At 63.3% G+C, this 11,991-nt stretch carries 14 protein-coding genes; 9 read left to right on the top strand and 5 right to left on the bottom strand.

All coding sequences use genetic code 11. From position 1 onward, the window contains the following. Positions 1-77 precede the first annotated feature (77 nt). From BLS75_RS11135 to BLS75_RS11120, 4 genes are all read right to left on the bottom strand, one after another. Positions 78-374, bottom strand: coding sequence for a cupin domain-containing protein (locus BLS75_RS11135; RefSeq protein ID WP_011063156.1), 297 nt, complete (start codon positions 372-374; stop codon positions 78-80). Positions 375-450: 76 nt separating this feature from the next. Next, a complete protein-coding gene (locus BLS75_RS11130) occupies positions 451-735 on the bottom strand; it encodes a putative quinol monooxygenase (RefSeq protein ID WP_011063155.1) in 285 nt (94 codons plus the stop codon). A 63-nt stretch (positions 736-798) separates the two neighbouring features. Continuing rightward, on the bottom strand, positions 799-2,418 hold the full coding sequence (locus tag BLS75_RS11125) for an FMN-binding glutamate synthase family protein (protein WP_011063154.1): 1,620 nt from the start codon (positions 2,416-2,418) through the stop codon (positions 799-801). Between the two features lie 108 nt (positions 2,419-2,526). Further along, the gene (locus BLS75_RS11120; protein ID WP_011063153.1) at positions 2,527-3,327 is read right to left on the bottom strand and encodes a helix-turn-helix transcriptional regulator; all 801 of its coding nucleotides are present in this window, start codon (positions 3,325-3,327) and stop codon (positions 2,527-2,529) included. Positions 3,328-3,420: 93 nt separating this feature from the next. Between BLS75_RS11120 and BLS75_RS11115 the strand changes: the two genes are divergently transcribed. The 8 genes from BLS75_RS11115 (at position 3,421) to BLS75_RS11080 (ending at position 9,669) form a co-directional block, all read left to right on the top strand. Then, entirely contained in the window at positions 3,421-4,242 is an 822-nt protein-coding gene (locus BLS75_RS11115) for a carbon-nitrogen hydrolase family protein (protein WP_072450850.1), read from the top strand. Positions 4,243-4,338: 96 nt separating this feature from the next. Continuing rightward, positions 4,339-5,664, top strand: a complete 1,326-nt coding sequence (locus BLS75_RS11110) for an APC family permease (protein ID WP_072450849.1) — start codon at positions 4,339-4,341, stop codon at positions 5,662-5,664. A gap of 100 nt (positions 5,665-5,764) precedes the next feature. Continuing rightward, on the top strand, positions 5,765-6,034 hold the full coding sequence (locus BLS75_RS11105; RefSeq protein WP_011063150.1) for a type B 50S ribosomal protein L31: 270 nt from the start codon (positions 5,765-5,767) through the stop codon (positions 6,032-6,034). A gap of 196 nt (positions 6,035-6,230) precedes the next feature. Further along, positions 6,231-7,577 (top strand): response regulator c-di-GMP phosphodiesterase, NosR family, encoded by a 1,347-nt coding sequence (locus tag BLS75_RS11100; RefSeq protein ID WP_015636838.1) that lies wholly within the window; start codon positions 6,231-6,233, stop codon positions 7,575-7,577. A gap of 100 nt (positions 7,578-7,677) precedes the next feature. Then, positions 7,678-8,112, top strand: coding sequence for an NUDIX hydrolase (locus tag BLS75_RS11095; protein WP_015636837.1), 435 nt, complete (start codon positions 7,678-7,680; stop codon positions 8,110-8,112). Positions 8,113-8,137: 25 nt separating this feature from the next. Beyond that, the gene (locus tag BLS75_RS11090) at positions 8,138-8,776 is read left to right on the top strand and encodes a LysE family translocator (protein WP_011063147.1); all 639 of its coding nucleotides are present in this window, start codon (positions 8,138-8,140) and stop codon (positions 8,774-8,776) included. 15 nt (positions 8,777-8,791) lie between these two features. Beyond that, the gene (locus tag BLS75_RS11085) at positions 8,792-9,157 is read left to right on the top strand and encodes a nuclear transport factor 2 family protein (RefSeq protein WP_072450848.1); all 366 of its coding nucleotides are present in this window, start codon (positions 8,792-8,794) and stop codon (positions 9,155-9,157) included. 2 nt (positions 9,158-9,159) lie between these two features. Next, complete coding sequence (locus tag BLS75_RS11080) at positions 9,160-9,669, top strand: GNAT family N-acetyltransferase (RefSeq protein WP_019093124.1); 510 nt, start codon at positions 9,160-9,162, stop codon at positions 9,667-9,669. A 45-nt stretch (positions 9,670-9,714) separates the two neighbouring features. Here BLS75_RS11080 and metR read toward each other — a convergent pair whose 3' ends face one another. Continuing rightward, a complete protein-coding gene (gene metR / locus BLS75_RS11075; RefSeq protein ID WP_011063144.1) occupies positions 9,715-10,632 on the bottom strand; it encodes a transcriptional regulator MetR in 918 nt (305 codons plus the stop codon). A 289-nt stretch (positions 10,633-10,921) separates the two neighbouring features. Here metR and BLS75_RS11070 point away from each other — a divergent pair, with 289 nt between their 5' ends. Then, complete coding sequence (locus BLS75_RS11070) at positions 10,922-11,956, top strand: alpha/beta fold hydrolase (RefSeq protein ID WP_015636833.1); 1,035 nt, start codon at positions 10,922-10,924, stop codon at positions 11,954-11,956. The last annotated feature ends 35 nt before the right edge of the window (positions 11,957-11,991 follow it).

Here is an 11,991-nt window from a genome sequence, read left to right as displayed (position 1 = left end):
GCTTCTCCGTGCATGGGCCCTCTGGTCGGACCGACCTTGGGCAGGTGGTTACCGCGATTGAGTCGATGCGAGACAGGCTAGACGTCGATGATCACCAGGGTGCCGTGGCTGCCGGGCAGCACGCTATGGGCCTGGCCGGCCTCCACCAGGTACATCTGGCCCGTCGCCACTTCCACCACGGCCTGGCCAATGCCCAGATGCAGGCAGCCCTGGGTCACCAACAGGCCTTCGTTGAAGTCGTGGGTTTCTTCCGGGTAGGGCTGGCCGTCCATGCGCAGCACCTTGATGCGGGCCGGGCCGACCTGGCCCACCAGCGTGGATTGCCAGGGCGCTGGCAGTTGGCGGGACAGTTGTTCGAATGACAGCAAGGGCATGGCGGGTCTCCGAAAGGTCAGTGGGGTTCGGGTCTGCTTTCGGTGGTCCGGTCAAGCAAGGTCTGGGTCGGGTTTTCTAGAACTCGTTCATCAACAGCACGCGGCATTCGCGGCGCTGAAAAGCATTGATCTGCGGCACCAGGCGGGTGAAGTGCTCGGTCTGGCAGTGGGTGTCGAGGGCCGCTTGGTCCGGCCACTGTTCGACGAAGATGAAGTGCCCGGGGTCTTTCTGATCGACGAACAGATCGTAGGCGATGCACAGCGGTTCCTGGCGGGTTTTTTCCACCAGTTCGGCGTACCACGGGCGCACGGTGTCCAGGTGTTCGGCCTGGATGAAATCTTCAGCGATGACCTTGAGCATTGCAATCTTCCTTGGGTGATGCCCCGCGCTCCCCGGCAACCGGGGAGCACTGGGCAATGGGGCTTAAGCGGCGGCTTCGGTGTTGGGTTCGAAGCTGTCGGCCCGGGCCAGTTGCCACATGCGCGAGTAGAACTCGCCGTTGACCTCGCCGGTGAGCAGCTCGCCGGGCTTGAGGAACACGTGCAACTGGGAGAACAGCTTGATCTCGGTGGCCGACATGCGTCGCACCAGGTGCTTGGCTTCCAGTTGCGAAGGGTGTTGCAGGCCGGCGGCAGCGAGCATTTCCGCCAGGGCCTTGAGGGTGTTGCGGTGGAAGCTGAATACCCGCTGGGCCTTGTCCGGCACCACCAGGGCGCGCTGGCGCAGGTTGTCCTGGGTGGCGACGCCGGTGGGGCACTTGTTGGTATGGCAGCTCTGGGACTGGATGCAGCCGATGGCGAACATGAAGCCCCGGGCCGAGTTGGCCCAGTCGGCACCGATGGCCAGCACGCTGGCGATGTCGAAGGCGCTGACGATCTTGCCACTGGCGCCGAGCTTGATCTTGTCCCGCAGGTTCAGGCCCACCAGGGTGTTGTGGACGAACAGCAGGCCCTCGCGCATCGGTGCGCCGATGTGGTCGGTGAACTCCACGGGGGCCGCGCCGGTGCCGCCTTCCTTGCCGTCCACCACGATGAAGTCCGGCAGGATGCCGGTTTCCAGCATGGCCTTGGCGATGCCCATGAACTCCCAGGGGTGGCCCAGGCAGAACTTGAAGCCCACCGGCTTGCCGCCGGACAGCTCACGCAGTTGCTGGATGAAATGCATCATCTCGATCGGGGTGGAAAAGGCGCTGTGGCTCGACGGTGAAATGCAGTCCTCGCCCATGCGGATGCCCCGGGTGTCGGCGATTTCCTGGGTCACCTTGTGCTTGGGCAGGATGCCGCCGTGGCCAGGCTTGGCGCCCTGGCTCATCTTGATCTCGATCATCCGCACTTGGGGGTTCTGCGCCTGCACGGCGAAGCGCTCCGGGTCGAAACGGCCGTCGCTGGTGCGGCAGCCGAAGTAGCCGCTGCCCAGTTCCCAGGTCAGGTCGCCGCCGTGTTCGCGGTGGTAGGGGCTGATGCTGCCTTCACCGGTGTCGTGGGCGAAGTTGCCGAGCTTGGCACCCTGGTTCAGGGCGCGGATGGCGTTGGCGCTGAGGGAGCCGAAGCTCATGGCCGAGATGTTGAACACCGAGGCCGAGTAGGGCTGGGTGCATTGCGGGCCGCCGACGGTCACGCGAAAGCTGTTGGGATCACTCAGGGGCGCCGGGCGCATGGAGTGGCCGATGAATTCGAAGCCCGACTGGTAGACATCGATCAGGGTGCCGAAGGGTTTGTCGGCGCTTTCGTTCTTGGCCCGGGAGTACACCAGGGAGCGTTGGGCGCGGGAAAAGGGCAGGGCGTCGCTGTCGGATTCCAGCAGGTACTGGCGGATCTCCGGGCGGATGCCTTCCACCAGGTAGCGGATATTGCCCAGGATCGGGTAATTGCGCCGCACCGCGTGCGGGCTTTGCAGCAGGTCGAAGATCCCCAGCAGGCTCAGCAGGCCGGTGACCAGGGCGAATGGCCAGAGCCAGTCGTGTTCGAGAAAGGGCAGGCTGGCGAGGGTGAAAATCACACAGGCGGCAAAGAAGGCGTAGCGGCTCAGAAGGGACAGGCTCATACGGTTTCCTTGGTTCGGACTCATTAAGGTCGTTTATCAGTACTCATTCTTATGGGTGCACAAGATCTTATTGTTGTGTGGGGCTGCCGGGGCGGCCCTGAAGGGGTATCAGGCGCTTTGCGCCTGGAGAAAAATCGAAAACAGCTCGGACTGGGATTTGATGCCCAGCTTGCTGTAGATGTGCTTTTTATGAACTTTCACGGTTTCGGCGGAGATTTCCAGCTTACGAGCGATCTCCTTGTTGGAGCAACCGCTGAGCATCAGGCGCCCCACATCCAGCTCCCGGGCGGTGAGTTGTGCGCCCCGCAGTTGTTGCATGGAGTGGTCCAGCTGGCTGCGCCAATCGGGCATTGGATGCAATTGCGCTGGGTTGTCTTGCTCAATGCTTTCGTGGGGCAGGCGCTGGCGCAGCAAGGCCACCACCCAAGGCTCGATCAGTGACAGCAGGGCGATCTGGGGTGGGGCGAAGCGTTGTCGCGAACCCAGGGACAGGCACAGGGTGCGGCCGTCCGCCAGCTGGCAATTGAACTGGATCTCATCGGCCACCACATTCAGACGAAAGTAGCGTTGGTAGTACTCGGTCAGCTGGAAGTGTTCCGGGGCCACCTCCGCCAGGCGCAACAGGCCGCTGCGCGATTGTTCGCGGCTGGCAACGTAGAAGGGGTCGAGCAGGTACAGGCCGTTGAGGTAGTCCTGGAACAACTGGTCGGGGCTGCCGTCCTCCCCCGGGCATTCGGCGAACACCAGGGGTTTGCGCTCACTGCAAAACAGCAGCGCCACCCAGCTGTCGAAACTCACGTACTGCTCCAGCAGGCGCACCAGCTGGGGCCAGAAACTGGCCTGGTCCAGGGCTTCGATCATCTGCCCCACCGAGCGGTGCCAGGCGATGTCATCCAGCGACAATGTCATGCATCTACCCCTATCGGGTTACCCCGGCTGCGTGATTTGCGGGCCGGTTGCTGCTGCGCATACTGCGGCACAGCCAAAGAACAAGGAATACCCATGAAGGTTGAACTGGCCCAGTTGGCGGGCCGTGATAACGCCACAGCTTACAACCTGGAACGGGCCCTGGCGGCCATTGCCGCCTGCGCCGCCGATACCCGGTTGATCGTGTTTCCAGAAACCCACCTGATGGGTTTCCCCAGCGCCGAGACCGTGGCCGCCGTGGCCGAGCCGCTGGATGGCCCCACCGTGCAGGCCGTGATCCAGGCCGCCCGGGCGCACAATATCGCGGTGGTGATCGGCATGGCCGAAAACGACGACGGCCGATTCTATAACACCACTTTGCTGATTACCCCCGAGGGCATCGCCCTGCGTTATCGCAAGACCCACCTGTGGGCGTCCGACCGCGGTGTGTTCACCCCCGGTGACCGCTACGCCACCTGCCTGTGGAACGGTGTGCGGGTCGGCCTGCTGATCTGCTACGACATCGAGTTCCCCGAAAGCGCCCGGGCCCTGGCGCAACTGGGCGCCGAACTGCTGATCGTGACCAACGGCAACATGGACCCCTACGGGCCCACCCACCGTACCGCGATCATGGCCCGGGCCCAGGAAAACCAGGCGTTCGCGCTAATGGTCAACCGAGTGGAAGAAGGCGATGGTGGCCTGCTGTTCGCCGGCGGCAGCGCCCTGGTGGACCCCCTGGGCAGCCTGCTGTTCGAAGCCGGGCGCGAGGAAGGTCAGTTCAAGGTCGAGCTGGATCTCAAGCAACTGCAGGTGGCGCGCCAGGCCTACCGCTACCTCGAAGACCAGCGCCTGAAGCTTGCGGGCGAGGTGCTCGAACACGGCGATGGCGTGCGTGAACTGCTGATTCCGATCCGCTGAAAGGGCCGTCCGCGGACGGCCAATCCCATAAGAAAGACCCCCTGCTGCACTCATTTCAGTCCTGCCATAAATCTAATAATTGCGGAGTACTCGCTCATGGCTCGCTTGCAACGCACCCTTTCATTGGGCGCGGTAGTGCTGTTCGGTATCGCTTACATGACGCCGATCATTGTCCTCGGCACCTTTGGCATCCTCGCCCAATCCACCGCTGGCATGGTGCCGGCAGCCTATCTGGCGGCGCTGGTGGCGATGTTCTTCACCGCCATGAGCTACGGGCGCATGGCCGCGGCGTTTCCCGTGGCCGGCTCGGCCTACAGCTATGTGCGCAAGGCCATCAGCCCCAAGCTGGGTTTCATCGCCGGCTGGGCGGTGCTGCTGGATTACCTGTTCCTGCCCATGGCCATCTGGCTGATCGGCGCCGCTTACCTGCATTCGGCGTTTCCCGGTGTACCGCAGTGGGTCTGGGTGCTGGCTTTCATCGGGGTGACCAGCGCGATCAATATCGTTGGCCTGAAACTGGCCAACGGCATCAACGGCCTGCTGATGCTGGTGCAGTTCCTGGTGCTGATCGCCTTTGTCGGCCTGTGCATCCACTACCTTGGTGGCGAGGCCGGGCGGCCGCTGTTCACCCTGGCACCGTTCTTCAACGGGCAGATGCACCTGCCGCTGATCATGAGCGGGGCGGCAATCGCCTGTTATTCGTTCCTGGGCTTTGACGCGGTCAGCACCCTGACCGAGGAAACCCGCGACCCACGGCGGACCATTCCCCGGGCGATCATGCTGATCACCCTGGTGGGCGGGCTGATCTTTGTCGCGGTGTCCTACTTCGTCCAGGTTGCCCATCCGTCCTTCGAGTTCGCCGATGTGGATTCGGCGGCCTACGAGATTGCGCGCAATATCGGCGGCGACCTGTTCGTCTCGATCTTCCTGATCGGGCTGATTGTCGGTCAGTTCGCCTCGGGGCTTTCGGCCCAGGCCAGCGGCTCGCGACTGCTGTTCGCCATGGGCCGCGACGACGTCTTGCCCAAGCGCTTTTTCGGCAGCCTGCACGGGCGTTTCGGTACCCCGGTCAACAGCATCCTGCTGTGCGCCGTGGTGGCGTTGCTGGCATTGAAGCTGGATGTCACCACCTCGACGTCCTTCATCAATTTCGGCGCCTTCCTGGCCTTCAGCCTGGTCAACCTGTCGGTGATCTTTCATTACTGGGTGGGGGGCCGGCAGCGTGGCCTGCGGGAGTTGATCCTGTTCCTGATCTTCCCCCTCATCGGTCTGGCGGCCGATCTGTGGCTGATGTCCAGCCTCGATCACCTGGCGATCTACCTGGGGGCGAGCTGGCTGGTTATTGGCCTGGTGTACCTGGGTTTCCTCACTCGCGGTTTCTCCCGCCAGCCTCCGGAAATGGATTTTCAGGAAGCGGCATAGAACTGTCGACAGTTTCCTTATTGCAATCGGTTCTCGTTTGGGTGATTTGGATATGTTATTGTATAACGCATTCAGCTCACCCAGATGCCCAGGAGGCCTCATGAAACCCGGTATCCATCCTGACTACCGCACCGTGCTTTTCCACGATACCGCTGCCGACGTGTACTTCCTCATCGGCTCCACCGTCGATACCGATCGCAGCCACACCTACAGCGACGGCAAGACTTACCCCTATGTGGCGCTGGATGTTTCCAGCGCCTCGCACCCGGTGTACACCGGCCAGCAGCGCAAGACCCAGTCCGAAGGCCGCATCGCCGGCTTCAACAAGCGTTTCGCTTCCTTCGGTTCCGGCGCCAAAGCCGCCCAGTGATGGCATGCAGGGCGAGTGTTGCCACTGCGCAACACTCGCTGAAGGCGGTTGGCGGCGCAGCCGCAGCGGACCGATGGTATTAAAAAGCCACTATCTCGATTGGAAATTCTTCTAGTCTTCAATCAGGCAACAGGGATTACCGTTGCCAGCTCTAACAATGAAGGACACGTGCATCGACGTTGACCCGAGGTGTCTCATGGGTGAGCTAAACGTTGCCACTGTCACACGCCGACCCGAGATTCTGCTGGTCGATAGCCAGGAAGTGATCCTGCAACGCCTGCAGCAGTTGCTCAGCCCGCTTCCCTACACGCTGCATTTCGCCCGCGATGCCACCCAGGCCCTGCAGCTCCTGGCCAGCCGGGAGGTGGACCTGGTGATCAGCGCCGCCCATCTGCCGCAGATGGATGGCCCGACCCTGCTGGCGCGCATCCATCAGCAGTACCCGAGCACCACCCGCATCCTGCTGACCGGCGACCCGGACCTGAAATTGATTGCCAAGGCCATCAACGAAGGGGAGATCTACCGTTACCTGAGCAAGCCCTGGGATGACCAGGAATTGCTGCTGGCCCTGCGCCAGGCCCTTGAGCATCAGCACTCCGAGCGCGAGCGCCTGCGCCTGCAGGATCTGGCCCAGCAGCAGAATGCCGAGCTCAAGGCGCTCAACACGCTGCTGGAAAAACGCGTGGCGGCACGCACCTCGGAGCTGCAGCAGACCGCCGACATGCTCGACCTGGCCTATGAGGAGCTCAAGCACAGCTACGCCACTGGTGCCGAGCTGTTTTCCCTGCTGGTCAACCAGCGCTTGCCCGCGGACAAGCAGACCAACCGGCGGATCATCGAGCTGGTGCGGGCCTACTGCAAAGTCCAGGGCATCGACCCTGGCGCCCAGCGTGACCTGGCCATGGCCGCGGCGTTGCACAACATCGGCAAGCTGAGCTGGAGCGACAGCATGATGACCAGCCCGGCGGATTTGCTGCATCACCATCAGCGCGAGCGTTATCGGGCCTATCCGGCGCAGAGCGAATCGTTGCTGATGACCCTGGAACCGGTGCAGGACGCCGCGCGGCTGATCCGCCATCATCAGGAACACTGGGACGGCAGCGGTTTTCCCGACCACCTCAAGGGCGACGCGATTCCCCTGGGCTCGCGGCTGCTCAAGCTGGCGGTGGACTTCATCGAGTTGCAGTGCGGGCTGATCCTGGAACGGCACATGAACAGCGACGAGGCCCTGGTGTTCATCCGCAAGTACGCCGGCCGCTTGTACGACCCGGACCTGGTGGAAGGTTTCATCCAGGTGTGTGCGGTCTACCTCAGCGACGTGACCCTGGGCGACCCTTCGGTGAAGGTTCTGAGTACCCGGGAGCTGGCGGCGGGGATGATCCTGGCGCGCAACCTGAATGCCGATAACGGCATGCTGCTGCTCAACGCCGGCAAGGTGCTCAACCTGCCGCTGGTGGACAAGCTGATCGCTTTTGAAACCATGGAGGGCGCCCGCTACAGCGTGTTCGTCAAGTTGCCCCAGGAACAGCAGGCAAGGGCCTGAAATCGGGTGGCGGTCACATCGAAAAATACCGGCGGCGGATGACGAGCCGCCGCCGCGCATGTGATCCTTGCGCCCTCATTCTCAAGGCTCCCGGATTCCCATGTCGCTGTCGTCCGTTGCTGCACCCTCCATCATTCGTATCGCCGCTGCCCTGCTGATCGGTGCCGACGGCCAGACCCTGCTGGTGCGCAAGCGCGGCACCCAGGCCTTCATGCAGCCCGGTGGCAAGATCGAAGCCGGTGAACAGCCGGTGCACGCCCTGGCCCGTGAGCTGGAAGAAGAACTGGGATTGCGCATCGACCCGGCCCAGGCCCGTTACCTGCAACAGTTCTCGGCACCGGCGGCCAACGAGCCGGGGCATGTGGTGGAAGCCGAGGTGTTCCTGGTCCATATCCATGGCCCGGTGACCCCGGCGGCAGAGATCGAGGAAGTACGCTGGATCGACCCGGCCGGCGATGGAGATTTGTTCCTTGCGCCGTTGACACGCGATCTGATCTTGCCGTTTTATCGCAAGGCCCGAGCGGGCCACGCCTGACCCCCTCCCATTGCCAAGGATTGCCATGATTCCACTCCACGACTACCTGATCTTCGCCGCTGCTTCCCTGCTGATGGTGCTGACCCCGGGGCCGAACATGATCTACCTGATTTCCCGTTCGATCTGCCAGGGGCGCAAGGCTGGGGTGACGTCGTTATTGGGGGTGGTGGCGGGGTTCTTCGTCCACCTGTTCGCCGCCGCGCTGGGCCTGACCGCGGTGTTCATGGCGGTGCCCATGGCCTATGAGGTGCTCAAGTGGGCCGGCGCCCTGTACCTGCTGTGGCTGGCCTGGCAGGCCCTCAAGCCTGGCGCGCGCTCGCCCTTCGAAGCCCAGCAGCTGCCGGCGGATTCGCCGCGCAAGCTGGTGACCATGGGTTTTCTGACCAGCGCCCTGAACCCCAAGATCGCGGTGTTCTACCTGTCGATCTTTCCGCAGTTCATCCACCCCGAGCACGGTTCGGTGTTCTCCCAGAGCATCATCCTGGGCCTGACCCAGATCAGCGTGAGTTTCTCGGTGAACCTGCTGATCGCCCTGTTTGCCGCCGGTATCGCCTCCTGGTTTGCCAGCAACCCCACCTGGCTCTCGGTGCAGCGTTATTTCATGGGCTTTGTGCTGGCGGGGCTGGCCGTGCGCCTGATGTTCGAACAGCGTCGCGTCAACTGATCGAGGAGCGCCAGCATGAGTGATTTTCCAAGCCCGCAAGCGGTGGTAGAAGCACAACTGCAGGCCTACAACCGCAAGGATCTGGAGGCCTGGCTGGCGACTTATGCCTTAGATGCCCGGCAATACGAACATCCGGCCACCTTGCTGGCCAGGGGGCACGAGGAAATACGAGCTCGGGCCGTGGTGCGTTTCCAGGAACCCAACCTGCATGCCCGGCTGATCCAGCGTACGGTCATGGGCAACGTGGTGGTCGATCACGAACTGATCAGCCGCACCTTCGCCGACGGCAGCGGCACCCTGGAAACCGTGGCCATTTATGAAGTGCAGGGCGGCAAGATAAAATGCGCTTCATTCATTACCGGACACAAGACCCTCGACTGAGCATGCAGATCCAGCGCCTGACCCCTGACGATGTGGAGCAATACCGGGCCTTGATGCTCGAGGCCTATGAGCGCCATCCCCAGGCCTTCACCTCCAGCGTCAAAGAGCGGGAAAAACTGCCTCTGGCCTGGTGGGCCGCACGCCTGGACGGCGAGCTCGACCTGTTGCTGGGGGCGTTTTCCGAAGGGCGGTTGCTGGGGATCGTCGGCCTGGCCTTCGAGCTGCGGGAGAAGGCCAGGCACAAGGCGACCCTGTTCGGCCTCTATGTCACCGGCACGCAGCGCAACAGCGGGCTGGGCTACCGCCTGGTCCAGGGGCTGCTGGCCGAGGCGGCTGAATACGAAGGGCTGCGCCTGATCCAGTTGACCGTGACGGCCGGCAATGAAGCGGCGCTGGCCCTGTACCAGCGCTGCGGTTTCGTCCAGTTCGGCCTGGAACCCCAGGCAGTGCGGGTGGGCGAGGACTATTTCGACAAGATCCACATGTGGCGCCGATTGCCGGTCGAAGGTTGACCCCGGTTCGCTGGCAAGCCGGCTCCTGGGCAAGCCTGCTTGGGGTCAGCGTACGGCGCTGACACCGTCCAGGGTCGAGAACGAGGTGTCCTTGGCCGTGAGCAAAAAGTCGCGCATGTAGGGCGCATCCAGCATGTCGGCGCGAATCGCCGCGTACAGGGTGGCGAACAGGCCCTTTTCCCCGAGCCGCTTGGCCTTCACATAACCCCGTGAGCTGTACTCGTGCAGAGCCCAGTGAGGCATCCCACACACGCCCCGGCCGCTGGCCACCAATTGCATCATCATCACCGTCAGCTCCGAAGTCCGTACCTGGGCCGGTTCGATGTCCGCCGGCTCCAGGAAGCGGGTGAAGATGTCCAGGCGGTCGCGTTCCACCGGGTAGGTGATCAGGGTTTCGCTCAGCAGGTCTTCCGGGACTACGTATGGCTTGCTTGCCAGCGGATGCTGGTTGGCGACCGCGAGCATGGCTTCGTAGGTGAACAGCGGCACGTAGGTGATACCCGCCAGCTCCAGCGGGTCGGAGGTCACCACCAGGTCCAGGTCGCCCCGGGCCAGGGCTGGCAACGGAGCGAACGAGAAGCCGGAGGCCAGGTCCAGCTCCACTTCCGGCCAGGCGTCGCGGAACTGATCGATGGTCGGCATCAGCCACTGGAAGCAGCTGTGGCATTCGATGGCCATGTGCAGGCGCCCGGCAGTGCCGCCGGCCAGTCGCGAAATGTCGCGTTCGGCGCCGCGCAGCAGGGGCAGGGTCGCATCCGCCAGTTGCAGCAGGCGCAGGCCGGCGCTGGTGAAACGCACCGGCTTGGTCTTGCGCACGAACAGCGGCATGCCCAGGCGCTCTTCCAGCTCCTTGAACTGATGGGACAAGGCGGACTGGGTCAGGTGCAGGCGTTCAGCGGCTTCCACCAGGCTGTCGGCTTCGCGCAAGGCGTGCAGGGTCTTCAGGTGACGGATTTCGAGCACCAGGATCTCCATGAGTGAATTTTGTGGTTAAAGCGAAAAGGTTGAGTTTGTCTCATGTTGACGGGCCTGTCGACCATCCCGCGTTCATCGATTCGCGAGCATCTTTGCCGATACGGGCGACAACGCCTGTGTGTTGTGCACCGAGTGCCAGGGGCAAGCGCCGACCCTAGCCGCGGAAAAAGTACCGCTGGGGCAATCTTCATCAAATTGTCACGCAACTGTGGCAGCGCGAATCATCCAGGTTCATCAGACTCGCGCTCCACTGGGGTTCTGCGTTTCGGTGTTTTTCATGCGGGTACGATTTCTTTCGACTGTTCTACTCTTGGCCGGGCTGTTGCTCGGCCCGCTGTGTTTTGCGGCCGCGCGCTGCGATGTCAATGTCCCGACCCAACGGGTCGACCTGCCGCAGGTGAGCCTGGCCTACCAGAGCATTGGGCGCACCTCCGACCCGGCGTTGCTGCTGGTCATGGGCCTGGGCGGGCAACTGATCCACTGGCCGGATGAGGTGGTGGTGGCCCTGTGTCAGCAAGGGTTTCGGGTGATCCGCTACGACAATCGCGATGTTGGCCTGTCCACTTGGCGCCAGGCCCCGGCCAGCGCCAATCTGACCTTCGAAGTGCTGCGCTACAAGCTGGGCCTGCCGGTGGCGGCGCCCTACACCCTGACCGACATGGCCGATGACGCCCTGGGCCTGATGGACGCCCTGCATATCGAGCAATTCCACGTGCTGGGGGCGAGCATGGGCGGGATGATCGCCCAGCACCTGGCAGCCATGGAACCGCGGCGGGTCGAGAGCCTGACGCTGATCATGACCAGTTCCGGGGCCGAAGGTTTGCCGGCGCCGAACGCGGCGCTGGTGCAACTGCTCTCGCGGCGCAACGCACCAAGCCGGGAAGCGGCGCTGGAGCAGCAGGCCGACCTGCTGGCGGCCCTGGGCAGCCCGAAGGTCAGCGATGACCGCCAGGTCCTGTTGCAACAGGCGGCGGTGGCCTATGACCGGGCGTTCAACCCGGAAGGGGTCAAGCGCCAGATCATGGCGATTCTTGCCGAGCCGAGCCGGGTGGCATTGCTCAAGCAACTGCGGGTGCCGACCCTGGTGGTGCATGGCACCGCCGACCCGTTATTGCCGGTGATGCACGGCGTGCACCTGGCGGCGCAGATCCAGGGCAGCCAGTTGAAGTTGATTCCGGGGCTGGCCCACCGGTTCCAGGAAGCCTTCAAGGCGCCGCTGCTGGCGGCGGTGCTGCCGTACCTGCAAACCCACCGGGAAGACACTTCCCACTGGGCGCAGATCGAGCCGCTCGATAGCAGCAACATCCTCTAGGGCAGCGCGGCAAGCCGGCTCTTGCGGTTGGGTGC

Origin of the sequence: Pseudomonas sp. NFPP12, assembly GCF_900103205.1 — a bacterium.
Lineage (GTDB): Bacteria > Pseudomonadota > Gammaproteobacteria > Pseudomonadales > Pseudomonadaceae > Aquipseudomonas > Aquipseudomonas protegens.
This window is presented reverse-complemented; position numbering and strand designations above follow the sequence as displayed.

Coding starts and splice junctions, on each gene's coding strand:
- BLS75_RS11135 (WP_011063156.1), bottom strand. CDS start 374: ATGCCCTTGCTGTCATTCGAACAACTGTCCCGCCAACTGCCAGCGCCC.
- BLS75_RS11130 (WP_011063155.1), bottom strand. CDS start 735: ATGCTCAAGGTCATCGCTGAAGATTTCATCCAGGCCGAACACCTGGAC.
- BLS75_RS11125 (WP_011063154.1), bottom strand. CDS start 2,418: ATGAGCCTGTCCCTTCTGAGCCGCTACGCCTTCTTTGCCGCCTGTGTG.
- BLS75_RS11120 (WP_011063153.1), bottom strand. CDS start 3,327: ATGACATTGTCGCTGGATGACATCGCCTGGCACCGCTCGGTGGGGCAG.
- BLS75_RS11115 (WP_072450850.1), top strand. CDS start 3,421: ATGAAGGTTGAACTGGCCCAGTTGGCGGGCCGTGATAACGCCACAGCT.
- BLS75_RS11110 (WP_072450849.1), top strand. CDS start 4,339: ATGGCTCGCTTGCAACGCACCCTTTCATTGGGCGCGGTAGTGCTGTTC.
- BLS75_RS11105 (WP_011063150.1), top strand. CDS start 5,765: ATGAAACCCGGTATCCATCCTGACTACCGCACCGTGCTTTTCCACGAT.
- BLS75_RS11100 (WP_015636838.1), top strand. CDS start 6,231: ATGGGTGAGCTAAACGTTGCCACTGTCACACGCCGACCCGAGATTCTG.
- BLS75_RS11095 (WP_015636837.1), top strand. CDS start 7,678: ATGTCGCTGTCGTCCGTTGCTGCACCCTCCATCATTCGTATCGCCGCT.
- BLS75_RS11090 (WP_011063147.1), top strand. CDS start 8,138: ATGATTCCACTCCACGACTACCTGATCTTCGCCGCTGCTTCCCTGCTG.
- BLS75_RS11085 (WP_072450848.1), top strand. CDS start 8,792: ATGAGTGATTTTCCAAGCCCGCAAGCGGTGGTAGAAGCACAACTGCAG.
- BLS75_RS11080 (WP_019093124.1), top strand. CDS start 9,160: ATGCAGATCCAGCGCCTGACCCCTGACGATGTGGAGCAATACCGGGCC.
- BLS75_RS11070 (WP_015636833.1), top strand. CDS start 10,922: ATGCGGGTACGATTTCTTTCGACTGTTCTACTCTTGGCCGGGCTGTTG.